The 19,840-nt window shown below is 53.4% G+C and carries 22 protein-coding genes; 6 read left to right on the forward strand and 16 right to left on the reverse strand.

Annotated features, from left to right (window positions below):
* Nucleotides 1-80: 80 nt before the first annotated feature.
* Nucleotides 81-1,406, reverse strand: a complete 1,326-nt coding sequence (gene envZ, locus BZG25_RS06775) for a two-component system sensor histidine kinase EnvZ (protein ID WP_077578188.1) — start codon at nt 1,404-1,406, stop codon at nt 81-83.
* 2 nt (nt 1,407-1,408) lie between these two features.
* A complete protein-coding gene (gene ompR / locus BZG25_RS06780) occupies nt 1,409-2,125 on the reverse strand; it encodes a two-component system response regulator OmpR (RefSeq protein ID WP_046074657.1) in 717 nt (238 codons plus the stop codon).
* 221 nt (nt 2,126-2,346) lie between these two features.
* Here ompR and greB point away from each other — a divergent pair, with 221 nt between their 5' ends.
* Together greB and BZG25_RS06790 are read left to right on the forward strand one after the other, a co-directional pair.
* Nucleotides 2,347-2,841, forward strand: coding sequence for a transcription elongation factor GreB (gene greB, locus BZG25_RS06785; RefSeq protein ID WP_046074656.1), 495 nt, complete (start codon nt 2,347-2,349; stop codon nt 2,839-2,841).
* 90 nt (nt 2,842-2,931) lie between these two features.
* Complete coding sequence (locus tag BZG25_RS06790; RefSeq protein WP_077578187.1) at nt 2,932-5,229, forward strand: Tex family protein; 2,298 nt, start codon at nt 2,932-2,934, stop codon at nt 5,227-5,229.
* A gap of 63 nt (nt 5,230-5,292) precedes the next feature.
* On the opposite strand, the gene BZG25_RS06795 is transcribed toward BZG25_RS06790, so the two are convergent.
* From BZG25_RS06795 to bioH, 3 genes are all read right to left on the reverse strand, one after another.
* Entirely contained in the window at nt 5,293-5,766 is a 474-nt protein-coding gene (locus BZG25_RS06795; RefSeq protein WP_046074654.1) for a hypothetical protein, read from the reverse strand.
* Nucleotides 5,767-5,830: 64 nt separating this feature from the next.
* Complete coding sequence (locus tag BZG25_RS06800; RefSeq protein WP_046074653.1) at nt 5,831-6,190, reverse strand: hypothetical protein; 360 nt, start codon at nt 6,188-6,190, stop codon at nt 5,831-5,833.
* 98 nt (nt 6,191-6,288) lie between these two features.
* Nucleotides 6,289-7,068, reverse strand: coding sequence for a pimeloyl-ACP methyl ester esterase BioH (gene bioH, locus BZG25_RS06805; protein ID WP_077578186.1), 780 nt, complete (start codon nt 7,066-7,068; stop codon nt 6,289-6,291).
* 39 nt (nt 7,069-7,107) lie between these two features.
* On the opposite strand from bioH, the gene BZG25_RS06810 reads away from it, so the two are divergent.
* The gene (locus BZG25_RS06810; protein WP_077578185.1) at nt 7,108-7,839 is read left to right on the forward strand and encodes a ComF family protein; all 732 of its coding nucleotides are present in this window, start codon (nt 7,108-7,110) and stop codon (nt 7,837-7,839) included.
* A 36-nt stretch (nt 7,840-7,875) separates the two neighbouring features.
* Nucleotides 7,876-8,535, forward strand: coding sequence for a Fe-S biogenesis protein NfuA (gene nfuA, locus BZG25_RS06815; RefSeq protein WP_152795962.1), 660 nt, complete (start codon nt 7,876-7,878; stop codon nt 8,533-8,535).
* A gap of 58 nt (nt 8,536-8,593) precedes the next feature.
* On the opposite strand, the gene dinF is transcribed toward nfuA, so the two are convergent.
* Complete coding sequence (gene dinF / locus BZG25_RS06820) at nt 8,594-9,934, reverse strand: MATE family efflux transporter DinF (RefSeq protein WP_077578184.1); 1,341 nt, start codon at nt 9,932-9,934, stop codon at nt 8,594-8,596.
* Between the two features lie 248 nt (nt 9,935-10,182).
* Here dinF and BZG25_RS06825 point away from each other — a divergent pair, with 248 nt between their 5' ends.
* Nucleotides 10,183-10,431 carry a lipoprotein gene (locus tag BZG25_RS06825; RefSeq protein WP_046074648.1) on the forward strand — a complete coding sequence of 83 codons (249 nt, stop codon included), beginning with the start codon at nt 10,183-10,185 and terminating at the stop codon, nt 10,429-10,431.
* 4 nt (nt 10,432-10,435) lie between these two features.
* Here BZG25_RS06825 and cyoE read toward each other — a convergent pair whose 3' ends face one another.
* Genes cyoE through BZG25_RS06845 form a run of 4 tightly spaced genes read right to left on the reverse strand, consistent with a single transcriptional unit; the run spans nt 10,436 to nt 13,563 of the window.
* Nucleotides 10,436-11,338, reverse strand: coding sequence for a heme o synthase (cyoE, locus tag BZG25_RS06830; protein WP_046074647.1), 903 nt, complete (start codon nt 11,336-11,338; stop codon nt 10,436-10,438).
* Complete coding sequence (locus BZG25_RS06835; RefSeq protein WP_077638722.1) at nt 11,313-12,335, reverse strand: heme A synthase; 1,023 nt, start codon at nt 12,333-12,335, stop codon at nt 11,313-11,315. Before BZG25_RS06835 ends, cyoE begins: the two co-directional genes overlap by 26 nt.
* A 2-nt stretch (nt 12,336-12,337) precedes the next feature.
* Complete coding sequence (locus BZG25_RS06840) at nt 12,338-12,859, reverse strand: hypothetical protein (RefSeq protein ID WP_077638723.1); 522 nt, start codon at nt 12,857-12,859, stop codon at nt 12,338-12,340.
* The gene (locus tag BZG25_RS06845) at nt 12,856-13,563 is read right to left on the reverse strand and encodes an SURF1 family protein (RefSeq protein WP_158010253.1); all 708 of its coding nucleotides are present in this window, start codon (nt 13,561-13,563) and stop codon (nt 12,856-12,858) included. Before BZG25_RS06845 ends, BZG25_RS06840 begins: the two co-directional genes overlap by 4 nt.
* 45 nt (nt 13,564-13,608) lie before the next feature.
* Here BZG25_RS06845 and BZG25_RS06850 point away from each other — a divergent pair, with 45 nt between their 5' ends.
* Nucleotides 13,609-13,815: a DUF2909 family protein gene (locus BZG25_RS06850; protein WP_074213800.1), complete on the forward strand. Its 207-nt coding sequence runs from the start codon at nt 13,609-13,611 to the stop codon at nt 13,813-13,815.
* A 1-nt stretch (nt 13,816) separates the two neighbouring features.
* On the opposite strand, the gene BZG25_RS06855 is transcribed toward BZG25_RS06850, so the two are convergent.
* The 6 genes from BZG25_RS06855 to lexA all read right to left on the reverse strand — a co-directional run bounded on the left by BZG25_RS06855 (nt 13,817) and on the right by lexA (nt 19,783).
* Nucleotides 13,817-14,683 (reverse strand): cytochrome c oxidase subunit 3, encoded by an 867-nt coding sequence (locus BZG25_RS06855; protein ID WP_046074643.1) that lies wholly within the window; start codon nt 14,681-14,683, stop codon nt 13,817-13,819.
* Between the two features lie 10 nt (nt 14,684-14,693).
* Complete coding sequence (locus BZG25_RS06860; protein WP_046074642.1) at nt 14,694-15,221, reverse strand: cytochrome c oxidase assembly protein; 528 nt, start codon at nt 15,219-15,221, stop codon at nt 14,694-14,696.
* Nucleotides 15,211-16,812 carry a cytochrome c oxidase subunit I gene (gene ctaD, locus BZG25_RS06865; protein WP_077578180.1) on the reverse strand — a complete coding sequence of 534 codons (1,602 nt, stop codon included), beginning with the start codon at nt 16,810-16,812 and terminating at the stop codon, nt 15,211-15,213. Before ctaD ends, BZG25_RS06860 begins: the two co-directional genes overlap by 11 nt.
* Nucleotides 16,813-16,821: 9 nt before the next feature.
* Nucleotides 16,822-17,931, reverse strand: coding sequence for a cytochrome c oxidase subunit II (gene coxB / locus BZG25_RS06870; RefSeq protein ID WP_077638725.1), 1,110 nt, complete (start codon nt 17,929-17,931; stop codon nt 16,822-16,824).
* A 310-nt stretch (nt 17,932-18,241) separates the two neighbouring features.
* Nucleotides 18,242-19,036, reverse strand: a complete 795-nt coding sequence (locus BZG25_RS06875; protein ID WP_327294138.1) for a class I SAM-dependent methyltransferase — start codon at nt 19,034-19,036, stop codon at nt 18,242-18,244.
* 120 nt (nt 19,037-19,156) lie between these two features.
* A complete protein-coding gene (gene lexA / locus BZG25_RS06880; RefSeq protein ID WP_077456800.1) occupies nt 19,157-19,783 on the reverse strand; it encodes a transcriptional repressor LexA in 627 nt (208 codons plus the stop codon).
* Nucleotides 19,784-19,840: the final 57 nt, after the last annotated feature.

The raw sequence follows: 19,840 nt of genomic DNA on the forward strand, positions 1-19,840 counted from the left end.
GAATCTCTATGACAGTATGGCCTAACGCCCGCATTCCGCGACTTCCGCCGCTAAAAACGTGGTCACACGCACACGAGGGGTTATTTTTTATTGCCCACGGGAAACGTCATTTGAATTCTCAGCCCGCCTTCAGTACGTGAAGAAAGACGAATATCACCATGGAGCTGTTCCACAATGCGTTTGACGATAGCCAGCCCTAAGCCTGTCCCTTCACTACCGCGTGCGGTGTCGCCGCGTGTAAAGGGTTGAAATAGCGAGTTTTCTAAGTTGGCATCGATCCCCGGGCCATTGTCTTCCACTTCCACCCACTGATAGGTGTGATCGGCATTGCTGCCACAGCCGAGACGGACCCAACCGTGTCCATAACGCACCGCATTGACCACTAGGTTGGTCACCGCACGCTTTAAGGCCACCGAGTTGGCAAATAACTCTCCGTGCAACGCCCCTAAATCGAGTTCAATATCGACACCGACTTGCTGCTGATTACTCGCCACATCGCGGCAAATACTGGCTAAATCAACCGGATCAGGATCTTGTTGCTGCACCGCGCGCAAGTAGTCCATAAATTGGTTGATGATTTCATTACACTCTTCGGTATCTTCGGTAATGCTATCGGCCAAGTAGGCATCATCTGATGACATCATTTCAGTCGCAAGGCGAATGCGCGTCAGTGGCGTGCGCAAATCATGGCTCACCCCGGCCATCAGCAAAGCGCGGTCTTCTTCGAGTTTGCGTATGCCGGCCGACATCTTATTAAACGCCACCGTCACCGCCTGAATTTCCGACGCCCCTCGCGGGGGGACAGGATCGGGAAAACGGCCATCCGCCACATCTAACGCCGCCCGCTCAAGAGCCACGAGTGGACGGTTTTGCATCTTGATAAATAGCCACCCGCCCGCAATCACCAACAGGGCAATCACTAAGCTGTATTGAAACAAAGGGGCAAAGTCGTCTTGATGCAGTTCCGACAGCGGGATCCGCATTAAAAAATCGTCAATCTGGTCAAACTTCAGCCATAGCACATAACTGTCTTCGCCACTGACCAAGCGTACTTCGGTTTGCGTGCCCAGTTCTTTGCTGATGTGCTCGCTTAAGTAATCAATCTCCATCGCGTCTTTAAACGCCGCCGCTTGGTCACTGTTGGGCGCATGCAAGGTGACACCAATCTGCTCCAATAGCTGCCGCCGCACAGGTTCACCAAGATGAAGGACTTCACCATCCTTAAGATACCAGTCTTCCTCCAGCATCAGGCGTACTTCGAACGCCAAGATTTTGTTGAACTGCTGCAAGCTGGGCAGTAAGGCATAATTGACGATGGTCAGATAAGAAAAAACTTGGCTGGCAATTAATAAGCCAGCCAAGATAAACAAGGTACGCGCAAAGTTAGTCCGCGGTGACATCCGCATCGCTACACCTCTCCATCCGGAACGAACACGTAGCCGAGCCCCCATACGGTTTGAATGTAACGCGGTTTGCTCGGGTCTTCCTCTATCATGCGGCGCAACCGCGAAATTTGCACATCAATAGAGCGCTCCATTGCCGAATACTCACGGCCACGCGCCATGTTCATCAGCTTATCACGTGACAAAGGCTCTCGCGCATTGGTCACCAAGGCTTTAAGCACCGCGAACTCGCCAGATGTAAGCGTCATGGGCTCATCATTGCGAAACATTTCTCGCGTGCCCAAGTTGAGGCGAAACTCGCCAAAGGTCACCGTGGTTGAGTCTGCACTCGGCGCGCCTGGCGCTTCAATGGTCTGCCGGCGCAATACCGCCCGTACCCGCGCCAATAGTTCACGCGGGTTAAAAGGCTTGGGCAAGTAATCATCGGCACCCACCTCTAAGCCAACAATGCGGTCAATCTCATCGCCCTTGGCGGTCAGCATCAAAATCGGCAACTGGTTATTCGCTTGACGCAAACGGCGACACACAGACAGGCCATCTTCACCCGGCAACATCAGATCCAGTACCATCAGGTGAAAGGCTTCACGCGCGAGTAAGCGATCCATTTGCTCGGCATTGGCCACACTGCGTACCTGAAAACCTTGCTCGGTCAGGTAGCGTTCCAGTAGCGAGCGCAGACGCATATCATCATCCACCACTAGAATTTTATAGTTCTCTTGCATGCTAAGCCCTCAATGCTGATCGTTGCCCGGCCATGGATTGACCGTCACTTATATCATACTGAATTTTGCCACAATTGAATGTCAGACCGCGTGTTTGTCTGTCACCACATGCGGAGTAAATTGTTACCGAGTGTTGCCTCGACAAGCTTGTCCGCTTCTTGTAGTTTCCTGAACAAGGTTATATCGCGCGACGCCGAATGGCTAGCGAAAGGAGAGGTAACGTGAAAACCAAATTGGTGACCCGAGAGGGGTTTAACGCGCTCAAAGCCGAGCACGATTACCTGTGGCACGAACGACGCCCAGAAGTGACCAAAATTGTCAGCTGGGCCGCCAGTTTAGGTGATCGCTCAGAAAACGCTGACTACACCTACAATAAGCGGCTGTTACGTCAAATTGACCGTCGCGTCCGTTATCTGCGCAAACGCCTCAATGACTTAACCATTGTTGATTACGCGCCAGAACAAGAAGGACGGGTCTTTTTTGGCGCCTGGGTGGAAATAGAAAACGAGGCCGGCGACACCAAGCAATTTCGAATCGTTGGCCCTGATGAGATTTATGAACGTAAAGATTACATTTCTATCGATGCCCCTATGGCGCGGGCGCTATTAAAAAAAGCCGTTGATGACGAAGTGGTGGTCTCAACCCCTGAAGGTGAAAAGCAGTGGTTTGTGAATACCATTACCTACCCAAAGCCCAATGACACCGACGCTCAGTAATCACGGAGGGAACCTTCGCCTCCATCGCGGTCAAAAATGCTATCCCTTGGCAGGGTATCCCCTGCCGTGCTTGTAGAGAAAAGGAAACACATGCACACATCCATTACACAAACCCTGGCGCACGAACTCAATGTCGCACCAGGTCAAGTTAAGACAGCGGTTGAGCTGCTTGACGATGGTAACACTGTCCCTTTTATCGCTCGCTATCGTAAAGAAGCGACCCAGGGCCTGGATGACTCGCAGTTGCGTACCCTAGAAACGCGATTGGTCTATCTTCGCGAATTGGATGCCCGGCGCGACACCATCCTCAAATCGATTGACGAACAAGGCAAACTCACCGAGAGCCTGCGCCGCGATATTCTCGCCGCGGAGAGTAAAAACCGCCTAGAAGATCTCTATCTGCCTTACAAACCCAAGCGCCGAACCAAAGGACAGATCGCGATTGAAGCCGGCCTCGCCCCCTTGGCCGACACCTTATGGCAAGATGCCTCGCACGACCCTGACACGCTTGCCGAGCAATACATCAATGCTGAAAAGGGCGTCGCCGATACCAAAGCGGCACTCGAGGGGGCCCGCGCCATCATGATGGAACGCCTCGCTGAGGATGCGAGCTTACTTGAGGCGCTGCGCCAATACCTTAAGCAATATGCGGTGCTACGCGCCACTGTGATTGCGGGTCAGGAAGAGAAAGGGGCAAAGTTCAAAGACTACTTTGCCCACCAAGAGCCGATTGCCAAAGTGCCCTCTCACCGCGCGCTGGCGATGCTACGTGGTCGCAATGAAGGCGTACTGCAGCTGGCGCTGGTTGCCGACCCCGACCAAGCACCAGACAGCAAGCAAAGCGTATGCGAAACCATGATTGCTCAGCATTACCAGCTGTCTTTAGGCACCGCACCGGCTGACCGTTGGCGCAAGCAGGTGATTGCCTTTGCGTGGCGGGTAAAAATCTTGATGCACCTCGAGACAGAGTTCATGGCCAATCTGAAAGAGCGCGCGGAAAATGATGCCATTGATGTGTTTGCGGCGAACTTAAAAGATGTATTGATGGCTGCACCGGCTGGCCCTCGCTGCACCATGGGGATAGACCCAGGCCTACGTACCGGCTGTAAAGTGGCGGTGGTGGATGGCACGGGCAAACTGCTCGACACCGCCACGATTTATCCCACCGCGCCTAAACACGATATTGAAGGGGCAAGCAAAACCCTGCGCCGTTTTATTGATCGCCATGGCGTGAACTTGATTGCCGTCGGCAATGGCACCGCCTCGCGTGAAACGGAACACTTTGTCACCAACATGCTCAAGCAAGCCGACTTAAGCATTCAAACCGTGATGGTCAGTGAAGCCGGTGCCTCGGTTTATTCGGCGTCAGAGCTGGCAGCCAATGAGTTTCCCGATCTCGATGTCTCGCTACGTGGCGCGGTTTCCATTGCCCGTCGCTTGCAAGACCCCCTCGCCGAGCTGGTTAAAATTGATCCTAAATCGATTGGCGTCGGTCAGTATCAGCACGATGTCTCTCAAAGTCAGCTTGCCAAAAAGCTCGATGCCGTGGTGGAAGACTGTGTGAACGCCGTAGGGGTTGATCTAAATATCGCGTCCGCACCACTTCTCACCCGGGTGGCAGGCCTTAGCCAAACCATGGCACAAAACATTGTTGCCTTTCGCGATGAAAATGGCCGATTTGGCGATCGTAAAACACTGCTGAAAGTGCCGCGCCTTGGCCCGAAAGCCTATGAGCAATGCGCTGGCTTTTTAAGGGTGATGGATGGCGCTAACCCGCTGGATCGCTCAGGTGTCCACCCAGAAACCTACCCTTTGGTTAAACAAATCGCCCAAAAGACCGGCAAGGCCATCGATGCCTTGGTGGGCAATTCGGGTATGCTACAAAGCTTAAACGCAAGCGATTATGCCACCGAGGCCTTTGGACAGATCACGGTCACCGACGTACTGAACGAGCTGGCCAAGCCGGGCCGCGATCCGCGTCCTGAGTTTAAAACCGCCACCTTTGCCGAGGGCGTGAATCAGATCAGTGACTTAAAACCAGGTATGCAACTCGAAGGCGTGGTCACTAACGTCACGCACTTTGGCGCATTCGTCGATATCGGCGTCCACCAAGATGGCCTCGTGCACATCTCCGCCCTATCAAACCGCTTTATTAGCGATCCCCGCGACGTGGTGAAAGCCGGTGATGTGGTGAAAGTGAAAGTCATGGAGGTGGATGCGCCGCGCAAACGCATTGGGTTATCGATGCGCCTCGACGATACCCCAGCCGCGAGCGAAACCACAGTTGCCGCCCCTAAGCAGCGTGAGAAAAGTCCGAAAAAGCGCCAGGAAAAACCCGCCACAATGGGCAGCATGGCGGATGCCTTTGCCCGCGCCAAGCGCTCTTAGCCAAGCAAAAAGCCCCGCGATAATACGCGGGGCTTTGACGTCAATCGGCTCAACGGAAAGCGCTTAAATCACGATCAGCACTTCTGAGGGCATATTCGCCACGGTCGCTTGCTGATAGCGCATGGCGACGACTGCACGCGTTTGCTCGAACCTTTTCAGCTCTTCCACTTTTTCAAGCACTTCTTCCGGCATTTTCAACCCCAGCGGGTAGCCGTTGTCTTTACGTGCTTGCTCTCCAGGCTCGGTACGTGCCATGGCGTCGACACGACCGGCAATGTTCGCCCCATCGTAATCAGCGTCAGACAAAGACTCGCGACTGTAGTCGAGCGAATAGTTAGGGTGCTGTGACGGATCCCAAGATGAGCGGCCGAGCTGCTTGCCTTGATCGGTGGCCGCTTTGCCGTGTTCTGGCTCTGGGGCTTGCTTGGTGGGGACGATTTTTTCGCGCATGCGATTGTCCCGCGCAACTTGCTCGGTTGGCGGGTTCACCGATGGCGCGACAGTTGGGATACTGACGCTTGCTGGCGATATATTCATCTGATGCTACCTCCCAACATCAGCTGAAGGCCTAATTGTCAGTGCGGCCTCGTCTCCTTATAGTTTAGACGACAACCGCGAGTATGGTGCCTATTGTGCCCAACGCAGACAAAAATTGTCCCGCACTATAGGCCGTATCATCGTTTTCTTTCACTTTTTCCGGGTGGTCCATGCCCAACGCACCATAGGTAAAGGATTCAACCGATGATTTCTCTTCTGGCTTTTTAACACCTTCAGCGTTTTTCGCTGCTTTCACATCTTTGCTTTCTTTTGCTGCCTCAGCAGCAGAAAGCTTTTCAACAGGCTTCGCTTCTTTCGTATCTTTGGCCGCGTTGTCCGCATTTTGTTGCGGCTGTGTCGGCGCTTTTGGCTTCATCGTTTGTTGATGATACGCCTGAGACTGCCCAACGTTACCTACGTTCATTATGGTCTCTCCTAATGTCAGAGCAAGTGACATAGTTAACTTATCGGCAGAACCATGACAGGATTTAGTCAATTCTACCAAAAAACGATCCGCGCACACTATTTGGGCGGCAAGTTTTTGCCTAAAAAGGCAAGTAGCTTGTCCACCACTTCGTCAGGCTCCGTCACAAAGGGGGCATGAGCACTGTGTGCTAATACCTCGCATTGTGAGTGAGGCGCCAACGCAGACACCGCTTCCGCCACCGACGCAGGCACCAAACCGTCTAGCCGCCCGTATAACCGTAACCAAGGCACAGTGATCGCCTCACAATGTTGGCGAAGATCTGTGGTTGCCAGCATCGACAATCCATCTGCCAAAGCACGAGGGTCGGGCGCCGGCCGCGAAAACACCGCTTGTTTGAGCGCTTTCACATCTTTTCTCGCCGTGGGTGACCCCATGGCTTGCAGCGCCATGAAGCGCTCCACCGTTTGCGAAAAATCACGCTCAAGTTGGTCGGCAAAGTCGGTCAATACTGCCGGCTTGATTCCGCGCCATCCTGGCTCTGCAACAAACTTGGGTGAACTGGCCACGGTGACTAAACCACTCATACGCTGTGGCGATAAGTATGCCGCCTGTGTGGCGACTAACCCGCCCAGCGACCAACCGATCCAAGTTGCATGCGCTGGTGATTCTTTAAGCAACAGTTGTGCCAGTTTCTCTATATTAAGATCCGGTTGGTGGGCGCTGTGGCCGAAACCTGGTAGGTCAACACAGTGAACACGGTAATGCGCGGTCAGGTAAGGCAGTAACAGCGACCAAACAGCACTGTTCATCCCCCAGCCGTGAATGAGAACCAGATCGGGGCCTTGACCATAAGATTGCCAATCACATAACGCCATGCTTTACACTGCCTTGGTTGCTTTTCAATCAAGGTGCCTATGATACCAGCAATCAACCCACGGCGCTTGACGCGTTGGCTGACCCATTGGAGAGGCAAGATCTTGCCCTTGCAATGCCCTGTTTGCCACTTATCACTGGCGACCACGTCGGTGGGGGCCACACAGGCTTTGTGTTGCGACGCATGCTGGGACGCCCACTATCAATATCATCTTTGCCAGTGTTGCGGTTTGCCGGTGACCGACTCCCAAGCGCGATGCGGTGCCTGCCTGAGCCACCCACCGGCGTGGGATCACCTGTTTGCCATCAGCGCTTACCATGATCCCTTGCCGCAACTTGTCCATGCATTCAAATACCAGCAGGCCTTCGAGTTGGCCTTGCCATTTGCACGCCAGTTAAGCGAGCGTATCCTTCATCCCGCTCCCGTGCTGCTTCCTGTCCCTCTGCATTGGCGGCGTCGCTGGCAACGCGGCTTTAATCAAAGTGTGCATTTAGCTTGGGCGCTGGCCGACCACCTTGATACTCAAGTTGTCGATAACGTTTTAGTCCGACATCGCCATACTGCGCCACAACAAGGTTTAAGCCGACAGGCGCGGCTCTCTAATCTGAAATATGCGTTTGCGATCAGGGGCGAGCTGCCAAGTTCGCATGTGGCGATTGTTGATGATGTGGTCACGACTGGACAAACGGTGTCACAACTGTGCCGGTTATTACGCCGTGCGGGAGCAGAAACGATCGATATTTACTGTTTGGCACGTACCGATCTACCCTAACGGAAAGCGTGCTATCCATGCTCATAAAGTAGCCACATGCTTCAAGGGGTGATAGCCAACGCAAACCGGAGTACACTGTATAAAACACACTGGATTAGTCAGGTATTTGTCGTGTCAGAAGTCAATATTTCAGAAAATGCACAAAGCCACTTTGTGAAGCTGCTTGAGCAGCAGCCCGAGGGCACCAATATTCGCGTGTTTGTGGTTAACCCAGGCACGCCAAACGCCGAGTGCGGTGTTTCTTATTGCCCACCCGAAGCGATAGAAAGCAGCGATACCGAACTTAAGTTCAACGGCTTTTCTGCCTTTATCGATGAAATGAGCCTGCCATTTCTAGACGAAGCGGAAATCGACTTTGTCACCGATAAAATGGGTTCACAGCTGACGCTGAAAGCACCAAATGCGAAAATGCGTAAAGTCGCCTCCGATGCCCCCTTGATGGAGCGGGTTGATTACGTGATTCAAAGCCAAGTTAACCCACAGCTTGCCAGCCATGGCGGCCATGTGAACTTGATAGAAATCACCGATGATGCGGTTGCGATTTTGCAATTCGGTGGCGGCTGTAATGGCTGCTCGATGGTGGACGTTACCCTAAAAGAAGGGATCGAAAAGCAGTTGCTGGCTGAGTTTAGCGGCGAGTTAAACGGCGTGCGTGATGTGACTGAGCATGCCCGTGGCGATCATTCTTACTACTAATAAACGCCGTCTCCTATCGCAAAAACAGGCCAAATGGCCTGTTTTTTTTTCATTAGCCTCAGTGCGTGACGTGAAAAAAGCTATCCCGTCGCCAATGGTAAACAAAGCACACCGCAAGACTGAGCCCTCTTAGCGCCATAAAAGTAAGCATCGCTAACCACAGTGCATGATTGCCCCACCCTTGCGCTAACCACCATGCCGCAAAAAAACCTGCGGTGGCGACAAACATCCCATTGCGCATGTCTTTACCCCGCGTGGCACCAATAAAAATACCATCCAGCAAAAAGCACCACATCGATACCAAAGGCATGGCCACCAGCCAAGGTAAATAACGTGCCGCTTGGTCACGCACCGCCTCGATATCGGAAATCAGCGCAATAATGTGATGGCCTGCCACACCAAACGCCAGCGTGATCGCCAAGCAAATCACCAACGACCAAAAAGTGCTGCCTATGAGTGACACTAACAGCTCAGACTTACTCTGCGCGCCAATCGCTTTACCGACCATTGCCTCCATTGCATAAGCAAAACCGTCCATTGCAAAGGAAATCAGCATCAGAAAGCTCATCAACACCGCATTGGCGGCCACAATCTCGTCACCAAGCGTAGCCCCTTGGAAGGTCATGAAGGTAAACGCCAACTGCAAGCTAAGGCTACGTAAAAAGATGTCTCGATTAAGCTTTAGCAAGCGGCTCATCCCAGTCAGCCCGCGCTCAAACACCGACCGAACGGTCGGTAACTGACGCGACTGCCAGATACCTTTGACAAAATAGAGCCCCAGGATGAGGCCGAGATAATCGGCAACCACACTGGCCGCTGCGGCCCCTTCGACTTTCATATCGAGGCCCACCACAAACAGCAGATCAAGGATAATATTGGCACTGTTAACCACAATCAGTAGCCACATCGGCTGGCGCGCATTTTGGGCCCCCAGTAGCCAGCCCATGATCACCAAGTTCATCAAGGTCGCCGGTGCACTAAAGATCCGAATGGAGAAATACTGGCTCGCATAGTGTTTCACCTCAGCGCTGGCATCACTAAAGTGCATCACCCCCTCTAAAATAGGCACATGCAGTGCGATTAACAGTACAGCCAGCAAGCACGCTAAGGTCGCCCCACGCACAAAGGTCGCCGCCAGCTCACGGTTATCACTCGCGCCATAGGCTTGCGCGGTAAACCCGGTGGTCGCCATACGCAAAAAGCCCAACAGCCAAAAGGTGACATTTATCATGGTGCTGCCAACCGCCACACCACCTAAATACCATGCATGGTCTAAATGGCCGATCACCGCGGCATCCACTAACCCTAATAACGGAACGGTGATATTGGAGATCACCATAGGTAAAGCCAGCGATAAGACCCGCCAGTGAAGCTCACGCTGGGTTAAAGACTGCCACATACTTCCTCGATTTGAATTTTAAGTGATCTGCACTGCGTTTGAGAGATCGTCTATTTTTGATAAAGAACACGATTGCATCGACAAGCGATAACATCCTTGGGTAGCCCTTATGGGTGCAGCAGTGTACCATTGCGACAATCTCATCGACGAGCGGCCATTGTATTGCGCCAGTGACACGACGTCAGTTGCACTGCGCCAGTTGCACTGCGCTAACTAGCGCTCATCACCTCTGTGAATAAGGAAAGGTTATGCGTGTATTTTTTGCCTGTGTGTTGGTGGTATTGCTAGCGGGTTGCTCGAAAGTGACCAAGCAAAACTACGATCAGCTCGAAGTGGGCATGAGTTATGACGTGGTTGTGAGCCACATTGGCGAGCCTAGCCAATGCGACGACACCATGGGCTTAACCCACTGTGTGTGGGGCGGCGATGGTAAGCACATCAAAGTGTCTTTTGTCGCCGACAAAGCCACCGTGCTGTCGGCGCAAGGGCTAAAGTAGCCTCTTAATAGCGCAACGCGTGGTCGGCAAGCAGCACCACAAAGGTCGCGAAGATATGCCATATCGAGAACTTAAAGGTCTGCCACGCGATGCCTTTTTGCGACTGGGTTTTCAGTCGCCAAGCGTAGCCGACAAAGACCAGATTTAAGGTGGTCGCCCCCACCAGATACAGCCAACCACTCATCCCGGTCAGCCAAGGTAAAATGCCCACGATGACCAGCAGTAGGGTGTAAAGCAAGACCATGGTTTGGGTAAACCCTACCCCGTGAGTGACAGGCAGCATCGGCACATCGGCTTTGGCATAGTCATGGCGGCGATGTATTGCTAACGCCCAAAAGTGAGGCGGCGTCCAAGTAAATATGATCATCACCAGCAGTAGCGCATGGGCGTGAAGCTCTCCGGTCACCGCGGTCCAGCCTAACAAAGGCGGCATCGCACCGGCCAAACCGCCAATCACGATATTTTGCGGGGTCGCAGGTTTAAGCCACTGGGTATACACCAAGGCATACCCGACTAGGCTGGCAAACGTTAACCAGGCGGTGAGCGGGTTCAGCCACCAGCAAGCAATAAAACCGCTCACCATCAGCACCACGGCAAAGGCCAACGCGGCACCTTGACTCACTCGCCCCTCAGCAACGGGACGATGGCGGGTGCGCTGCATTTTCGTATCAATTTTCCAATCGATAACGTGATTAAACACCGCCGCCGCACTGGCTTGCGCACCAATGCCAAATAATCCCACCAGCACCGCCGACCAAGGTGGCCAACCTGGGGTTGCCAAACACATGCCCACCAACGCGGTGAGAAGCAACATGGCAACCACACGCGGTTTGGTCAGCTCGTAATAATCACGCCAATTGGCGCCAGCAGGTGTCGAAACACTAGCGGTACGTTGAAACTGTGCCATCACGGGCTCCTTGTCGGGTCGACGGTGAAAGACATAAAAATCGGGTGAGGAGTAATGTGGCCAACAGCGACAATCCACCGAGATTATGCGCCACCGCCACACTCAGCGGCAGTAGCGCGACCACATTGGTCACCCCCAGCGTAATTTGAATCGCCAACACACCACTCACCGTCATTGCCAGCGCGCGCGCCCCAACACGCCACAGCATCCATGCCCAAGCGAGCACTAATGCGGTAACCACCATGGCGCCAAGACGGTGGGTGGCATGGATGGTCACCCGCTCGGCATGGTTCAGCACGCCAAACTGATAGGTGTCGCTAAGCGGACTGACAGGATGAAAGGCGGAAGGGGTGAAAAGCTGCCACCAAGGGCTTTCGCAGATAGGTAGCTGGGTGCACACAGTGGCGGCATAGTTGGCGGAGGTCCAACCGCCGAGCCCGATTTGCACAATCACCGCCACCAAGGCCACACTGCCCACGCGGCGCGCGGATGACGACATTGCAATCACCGGAAACCGGCATGCGCCTGTCACCGCCGCCAGCCAAACCAGCAGGCATACGGTGGTGAAACCGCCGAGTAAGTGCGCCATCACCACCACCGGCATTAAACTTAAGGTCACCGTCCACATCCCTAGGGCGGCTTGCGCGATGACTACCACACTGAGCAAGGTGGTCAGAGCGCGGAACGCCTGATAGTCAGGACGTCGCCAGCTGATCCAGGCCAACGCAAAAATCGCCAGCCCGAGGGTGCCGGCCACGTAGCGGTGCAGCATTTCATTCCACGCTTTGTTGATATCAATGGGCGCATCTGGGAAACGCGACATGGCGACCGATTGCGCGCTTTCACTGGCGGGCACTGCCAAATGGCCATAGCATCCGGGCCAATCTGGGCAGCCAAGCCCCGCTTCAGTAAGACGGGTAAACGCGCCGAGGCCGACCACCAGCACAGCCAGTATCAGTGTCGATAAAACGGCGAGTTGGTAGCGACGCGTTGCCATAATCAGCCTACCTTCGACAATTTAAGGAGCCGTTTGAGGTCGCGTAACAAGCCTTTGCCTTGCGCGACCCACTTGGTTTTATCATCACTGACCGGATAGGCCAGCACCACATTATTCATCGGATCGCTAAGATAGATGGTATTTTTATCAAACGCTTGCTGCTGCCATGCCCGCGCTTGCTCTGTGGTCAGGGTTTGCCATGTCAGTACCTCCGGCGCTTTCGGGGCGGAGCTCGTCAGTGCCACGCTACTGACCCGATCGCGCTCTTTGCCGACCGCAATCGGAATTTGTGTTAACTGAAACAGCGCTTGCTTACACACCGAATCACATTGCTCTGGCACCCGATAAATCAACCGCCACTGGCCTTGCTCAGGTAACCAATTCAAGGTCGCCGGCTCAGTGAGAAACTCTCCGTAATTGGTGACCCCTTTTTCATACCAGCTTTGCTCCAACACCAATTTCGCCACCACCACGGGCAGGACAAAGATGCCAATCAAAGCCACGAGCGTCATGCGTCCCTTCACACCGCTTCCCTCTGTTTAGTTTTGTACCACCAGATGCCCGCGCCAATACTGACCGCGAGCGCCATTAACGCCCACTGCAAGGCATAGCCATAATGTTTCACTGGCGGCATCACCACCGGCTGCCACACCGGCGTCACCCCCGCTTGCGCCAAGGTATCTGTGCTCGGCTTGGTCACATCCACCAGTTTTTCTGCCCGTATCAACCACTGCGCCTCCAGCGCGGACATTTGAGCCTTAAGTGCTTGTAAGTCAATGCGCTGCACCCGAGCGGGCCACTTATGCGATGCCGTTTCTTTCTTGAGTACCACCCGCTTGGACGGTGTATCAATAAAGCCAGACAGCTGATAGCGCGATGCCAACGCGGGTACCGCCGGCAAGGCACGCACAGCAGGCGCGGCCACCCACCCCAATTCCACCAGCCACCATCGCGATGGCTGCTGGTTTGGAATGAAGGGAAGAAAAAGGCGATAGCCTACGCGACCTTGGTGGGTCTGATTATCAAGCCACACGGCAAACTCGGGGCGAAACTGGCCATCGATCGCCAGAAATTGCCCTTTTTGCACCGCGCTTGCGAGTGAACCTAGTGCTTGATTGGCCTCAAACTGTGCCAGATGTTGGGCTTTTTGCTCGCCACGCGTCCATTGCCAATGGCTTAACTTGACGAGCAGCAAGACCACAACCACAGTCAATATCAGAAACCCCATTCGCCGTCCTTGTTTCATGATTACCTATTGCGCTAAGGAGCGCTTATGTTGGTCAAAGCCATTCTGATTTGTTTACTGATTTTTATTCTGTTTAATCTCTTCCGTGCCTTGCCCGTGCTACTAAAAGGCGATAGCGCTGTGCCTTTGTCGCGTTATCTCGGTCGGCGTGTGCTGTTTTCCGTGGTTGTCTTCGTGTTATTGCTGATTGCGCTATCCATGGGCTGGATTGCCCCCAACCCGCGCCCTTACTGAGCTACAAGATATACACAAAGACAAACAGGCATAGCCAGACCACATCGACAAAGTGCCAATACCACGCACTGGCTTGAAAGCCAAAGTGATGTTCAGGGCTAAAATGCCCACGCATCACACGCAGCCACACCACCAACAGCATAATGGTACCCAAGGTCACGTGTAGGCCATGAAAGCCGGTTAATAAATAGAAGGTATTGCCATACACCCCGGAGTCGAGACGCAGATTCATTTCTTGATAGGCGTGCACATACTCTTCGCCTTGAAAGAACATAAACAGCGCCCCAAGGAGCACCGTTACCAGTAAAAAGCCTTTCAATCGCTCACGTTGATTTTTTTCAATAGCGGTATGGGCAATATGGAGCGTGACCGATGAGGTGAGTAGGATCAGCGTGTTAAGTAAGGGCAGTCCCATTGCCGGCATCGCAGTGGTTTCAATCCCTCCAGGCGTGAGGGTCAACGGCCACTGGGCGACAAAATCTGGCCACAGCACCGCCGCGGTCATCGCGTTATTGCTCGCACCGCCCAGCCAAGGGACGGCGATAAAGCGGGCATAAAAGAGCGCGCCGAAGAAGGCACCAAAAAACATCACCTCAGAGAAAATAAACCAGCTCATTCCTTGGCGAAAAGAACGGTCCATTTGCGCCGAGTAAAGCCCTTGCATGGATTCGCGGATCACGTCGCGAAACCAGCCGGTGAGCATAATCAAAATAAGCACAGTGCCTGCCAGCAACAACCAAGGGCCGTTGCCACCAAACAAGCCACCCACGGTGGCACCCGCACCAGCGGCAATCAAAAACAGCGCCACCGCACCCACGATCGGCCAAATACTCGCGGCAGGGACATAATAACGTTCAGGCGTCGCCATGATCGCCTCCTTATTCCTTGGCGCTGGCAGTCACATCAAACAAGGTGTAAGCCAGCGTTAAGTGGTTAATGTCATCCGGCAGCTCAGGATCCACGTAAAAGATCAGCGGTAAAGAGGCATCCTCGCCACGCGGCAATGGCTGACGGTTAAAACAAAAGCATTCAATTTTGTTTAAGTACTGTGCGGCTAAACCCGGCGAGACCGAAGGCACGGCTTGGCCAATGGTGTCATAGCGTGCGTTGTTCGTTGCGAGATAATTAATCGTGTGGGTCTCACCCGGGTGCACTTTCATCTGGTTGACTTGGGGCTCGAACGTCCAGCGCATCCCCGGGTTGATATAGGCGATAAACTCAATGGTCACCAAGCGGTCTTGGTCAATGCCCGCGCTGGATGCGGCCGCCTCGTTATCGGTTTTACCATTGATCCCTGTCACCTCACAGAACACGTCGTACAAAGGCACTAAGGCAAACGCAAAGCCAAACATGGCCACCGCTAACAACAATAATCGACGAGCGGAGCGGGTTGATTTAGTGGCCATCTCGCACCTCCTTGAGATCAGGCGGTGTCTCAAAGGTGTGATACGGTGCGGGCGATGGCACTGTCCATTCTAGCCCTTCAGCGCCATCCCATGGCTTGGCAGCCGCTGGGGCGCCACCACGCGCGCACTTAACCACGACGACCAAGAAGATGAGTTGCGATAAACCAAAGGCAAAGCCACCGATGCTGACAATGGCGTTTACGTCCGCAAACTGTAGGGCATAATCGGGGATCCGGCGCGGCATCCCCGCCAGCCCAAGAAAGTGCATGGGGAAGAAAAGCACATTGACCGAAATCACTGAGCACCAAAAGTGCCACTTGGCCAAGGTTTCATTAAACATATGGCCCGTCCACTTAGGGAGCCAGTAGTAAGCCGCGGCCATAATCGAGAACACAGCGCCCGAAACCAGCACATAGTGGAAATGTGCGACCACAAAATAGGTGTCGTGATACTGAAAATCGACCGGGGTGATCGCCAGCATCAAGCCAGAAAAACCGCCGATGGTGAACAGCACAATAAAGGCAATCGCAAACAACATAGGCACTTCAAAGGTCAAGGAGCCCCGCCACATGGTGGCGACCCAGTTAAAGACCTTCACCCCAGTGGGCACAGAGATCAGCATGGTACAGAACATGAAAAATAATTCGGCAAACACCGGCATCCCGGTGGTGAACATATGGTGCGCCCATACTAAAAAGCTTAACCCCGCAATCGAGGCGGTGGCGTATACCATCGAGCTATAGCCGAACAGGCGCTTGCGCGAGAACGCAGGGACGATTGCCGAGATAATGCCAAAGCTTGGCAAAATCATGATGTAGACCTCGGGGTGACCAAAGAACCAGAAAATATGCTGGAACAAAACCGGGTCGCCGCCCCCCGCGGCATCAAAAAAGCTGGTACCAAAGTACTTATCGGTCAGCACCATGGTGGCGGCCCCTGCCAATACCGGCATCACCGCAATCAACAAAAAGGCCGTGATTAGCCAAGTCCAAACAAACAGCGGCATTTTCATGTAGGTCATGCCCGGCGCGCGCATATTGGTGATGGTAACAATCACATTGATAGCGCCCATGATCGAGCTTATCCCCATAATATGCAGGGCAAACACAAACAGGCCGGTACTGTCTGGGCTATAAGTGGTTGACAGCGGCGCGTAAAACGTCCAGCCAAAGTTAGGGCCGCCACCTTCCATAAACAACGAGCCAATCAGCAGTAAGAACGCGAACGGCAGGATCCAAAAGCTCCAGTTATTCATCCGTGGCAGCGCCATGTCCGGCGCTCCTATCATCATTGGCACCATCCAGTTAGCCAAACCGGTAAACGCGGGCATCACCGCGCCAAACACCATGATCAGGCCGTGTACTGTGGTCATTTGGTTGAAAAAGTTAGGCTCAACCAGTTGCAGGCCGGGCTGAAAAAGCTCAGCGCGGATCACCATCGCCATCGCCCCACCCAGTAAAAACATGGTGAAGCTGAAAATCAGATACATGGAGCCAATATCTTTGTGGTTGGTGGTCAACACCCAACGCATGATCCCACGCGGTTTATGGTGATGATCGTCATGCAAGGTATCTGGGGTAGTATCTGTCATCACGCGCTCCTAAAGATCTTCACCTGACTTCACCGCGTTGATTTGCGCAGCTTGTACGGTATCACCGGTGTCATTGCCCCACGCATTGCGCTCGTAGGTCACCACCGCCGCCAATTCTTTGAGCGACAGTTGCGGACCAAACGCTTGCATGGCGGTGCCTGCCTTGCCGTTGACGACGATATCGATATGGTCGACCAATCTATCTGGCTGAGTGGCAATCTCAGCGCCGGCCAACGCAGGGAACACGCCCGGCATCCCTTGTCCTTCGCTTTGGTGACACATACCACAGCGGCTGTCGTACACCTGCTTGCCTAGCGCCATCAGTTCATCCATCGGCATTTCCATGTCCAGCAAGCGTTGCTCCTCTTCGCGCGCTTTTTGCTGTGCTAGCGCCGTTTCTTGCACCCAAGCATCAAATTCCTCTTGAGGCTTGGCGATCACCACAATCGGCATAAAGCCGTGGTCTTTACCGCACAGCTCTGCACATTGGCCGCGATAAATGCCGGGCTTATCAATTTTGGTCCACGCCTCATTGATAAAGCCGGGGTTAGCATCTTTTTTCACCGCAAAGGCAGGCACCCACCACGAATGAATCACATCTTGCGAAGTAATCAAAAAGCGCACCTTACGCCCGACTGGCAACACCAGCGGCTGGTCGACCTCGAGCAAATAAGTGTCCCGCTTTTGTCTCTCATTGCGGATTTGTTCAGGACTTGAGGCAAGCAGTGAAAAGAAGGCAACGTCATGGTCAAAATAGCGGTAATGCCACTTCCATTGTGATCCCGTTACCTGCACCGTGAGTTCCGGCTCGGTAGTGTCTTCCATATCGAGTAACACCTGGGTGGCCGGAATCGCCATGCCCACCAAAATTAAAAACGGCACGAGCGTCCACGCAATTTCTACCTTGGTACTTTCATGAAATGAGGCAGGCTTCGCGCCTTTGGATTTACGGTGACGGATGATGGCCCAAAACATCACCCCAAACACCAGTACGCCAATCGCGACACAGATGTAGAAAATGGTCATATGCAGGTCATACACCTGCTGGCTGATGGCCGTCACCCCTTGGGTGAGATTCCAGCCTTCGCGCTCTGTGGCTACTGCACCGCCACTGAACATTGTTAAACTCAGCGCTAGGATTCGTCTTTGGTGCCTCAGCACGGCTCCCTCCTGCCTCACGGCATCAATGCAAAGCCTTACTGCTTGTCGCCACATATCAACGTCGCACGCTGTTATAGCGGTCAGAGTAGCGATATCAGCAAGCCGTCGTTAAGGAAAAACCTCGATACAGCTGGTCACAACCATTAACGTTTTATTTACATTCAATTTAGGAGAGGTTTGCCCAAAGGACAAAAAAACAGAGGGAAAAAGATTGTGATGCCAAGCACATACTGATGCTCAACACAGTAAGCAGGGGGCCGCCATGGCATCAGATTTCGATATGTAGCACCACCGGCGTAAAGCGGAGGCGATAGCGAGGCATCGCGGCCAGTGCACGCTGCCATAGACGCCACCGTGGGCACGGCTTATCGAGCGGAGATTTTTCTTCCACGCGACACGCCCAAGGTAACGCATTAATAATCGCCATTCTGGGGTCGGTGAACCCATGTTGATAGTGCTCACAGCCGAGTTTTTGACCCATTCGGGTATGACATTTATCCCCCGCTAAGACCAAGCAAGCCTCCAGTTGAGGAAAATAACGGCTAATGTGGTGGCAAAAGGCAGAAATTTCTTGGTTAGTGCACTCTAACAAGGCTTGATCGCAAATCAGCATGGTGGGATGACCTGCCGGCACCGCCAACTGCGCCAGCCAATCAAGCTGCTTGACCGAGCCTTGCACCATGCGAAAACGCTCACTGGTATGAAACAAGCGCTCTCGCCAGAGCAGGGTTTCGTCTACGTCCACTTCCAACCAGCGACAGCGGCCGTTATCTAGTCGATAAAAGCGGGTATCGAGTCCGCCACCCACGTTAATAATCCACGCAGTGGGATGCTGGGCTAAGAATTGTTTTACAATCGCGTCACATTGACTGGTAAGCGTGGCATAAAGCAGCTGGGTTTGATCTAGGTTGTGCCAATCGCATTCAGGCTGCAACACGCACCCCTGGCAGGCAGCCGCCGCCATGGGATCATAGATCACGCCGTCGTCAGTCAGGCTCTCACGACTGCGCAGCCACATTGGCTTAAATAGCTTACTGGGAACAGAATGCTGTTGTGTACGCACGGACACCTCCACACACGATAATCACTGATGATAATAATTATCGTTTAACTGAGCAAGAATGCAAAGGTGTTTTTTTAACCGCGTTCCAATGGCGGACGCTGTCGTCCGCCAAGGTCAAGATCACATCCAGTCGGTATTGCGGATCACCCCCACAGCAACGCCTTCAATCGTCAGCGATTGTGCGGTCAAATCCACCGAAATTGGCATAAACTCATCGTTTTCAGCATGAAGTACCACTTGTGCGCCTTTCTTCTCAAGCCGTTTAACCGTCACATCATCATCGACACGGGCAACCACCACCTGGCCGTTATGCACATCTTGCGTTTTGTGGACGGCGAGCAAATCACCGTCGAGAATACCAATGTCTTTCATGCTCATGCCATTGACACGAAGTAGGAAGTCAGCATTGGGCTTGAACAGAGCAGGATCGACCTGATAGTGGCTTTCGACGTGCTCTTGCGCCAGTATCGGCTCACCGGCAGCAACACGCCCAATTAAAGGCAGCCCTTGCTCTTCCGGCGTCACCACCTCTTCTTCACTGATCAAACGAATACCACGTGATGCCCCTGGAATGATTTCCAACACACCTTTACGGGCCAAGGCTTTTAAATGCTCCTCTGCGGCATTCGCCGAACGAAAACCCAATTGACGGGCGATTTCGGCACGGGTCGGGGGCATTCCTGTTTCTTCAATGTGGGCTTTAATCAAATCGAAGATTTGTTGCTGTCTCGCGGTTAACGGCTTCATGCTCTTACCTGTCTTTTTATACAGTTAACTGTGAGTATATCCAGTAAAATGCAGCTT

Source organism: Salinivibrio sp. ML198 (genome assembly GCF_001996015.1).
In the GTDB taxonomy this organism is placed as follows: Bacteria; Pseudomonadota; Gammaproteobacteria; order Enterobacterales; family Vibrionaceae; genus Salinivibrio; species Salinivibrio siamensis.

Coding starts and splice junctions, on each gene's coding strand:
- BZG25_RS06795 (WP_046074654.1), bottom strand. CDS start 5,766: ATGAATATATCGCCAGCAAGCGTCAGTATCCCAACTGTCGCGCCATCG.
- bioH (WP_077578186.1), bottom strand. CDS start 7,068: ATGGCGTTATGTGATTGGCAATCTTATGGTCAAGGCCCCGATCTGGTT.
- BZG25_RS06835 (WP_077638722.1), bottom strand. CDS start 12,335: ATGGCAACGCGTCGCTACCAACTCGCCGTTTTATCGACACTGATACTG.
- BZG25_RS06845 (WP_158010253.1), bottom strand. CDS start 13,563: ATGGGGTTTCTGATATTGACTGTGGTTGTGGTCTTGCTGCTCGTCAAG.
- coxB (WP_077638725.1), bottom strand. CDS start 17,931: ATGTTCAGTGGCGGTGCAGTAGCCACAGAGCGCGAAGGCTGGAATCTC.
- cyoE (WP_046074647.1), bottom strand. CDS start 11,338: ATGGCACAGTTTCAACGTACCGCTAGTGTTTCGACACCTGCTGGCGCC.
- BZG25_RS06855 (WP_046074643.1), bottom strand. CDS start 14,683: ATGGCGACGCCTGAACGTTATTATGTCCCTGCCGCGAGTATTTGGCCG.
- BZG25_RS06860 (WP_046074642.1), bottom strand. CDS start 15,221: ATGGCCACTAAATCAACCCGCTCCGCTCGTCGATTATTGTTGTTAGCG.
- ctaD (WP_077578180.1), bottom strand. CDS start 16,812: ATGACAGATACTACCCCAGATACCTTGCATGACGATCATCACCATAAA.
- nfuA (WP_152795962.1), top strand. CDS start 7,876: ATGCTTCAAGGGGTGATAGCCAACGCAAACCGGAGTACACTGTATAAA.
- envZ (WP_077578188.1), bottom strand. CDS start 1,406: ATGCGGATGTCACCGCGGACTAACTTTGCGCGTACCTTGTTTATCTTG.
- BZG25_RS06810 (WP_077578185.1), top strand. CDS start 7,108: ATGATACCAGCAATCAACCCACGGCGCTTGACGCGTTGGCTGACCCAT.
- ompR (WP_046074657.1), bottom strand. CDS start 2,125: ATGCAAGAGAACTATAAAATTCTAGTGGTGGATGATGATATGCGTCTG.
- BZG25_RS06790 (WP_077578187.1), top strand. CDS start 2,932: ATGCACACATCCATTACACAAACCCTGGCGCACGAACTCAATGTCGCA.
- lexA (WP_077456800.1), bottom strand. CDS start 19,783: ATGAAGCCGTTAACCGCGAGACAGCAACAAATCTTCGATTTGATTAAA.
- dinF (WP_077578184.1), bottom strand. CDS start 9,934: ATGTGGCAGTCTTTAACCCAGCGTGAGCTTCACTGGCGGGTCTTATCG.
- BZG25_RS06850 (WP_074213800.1), top strand. CDS start 13,609: ATGTTGGTCAAAGCCATTCTGATTTGTTTACTGATTTTTATTCTGTTT.
- BZG25_RS06800 (WP_046074653.1), bottom strand. CDS start 6,190: ATGAACGTAGGTAACGTTGGGCAGTCTCAGGCGTATCATCAACAAACG.
- BZG25_RS06825 (WP_046074648.1), top strand. CDS start 10,183: ATGCGTGTATTTTTTGCCTGTGTGTTGGTGGTATTGCTAGCGGGTTGC.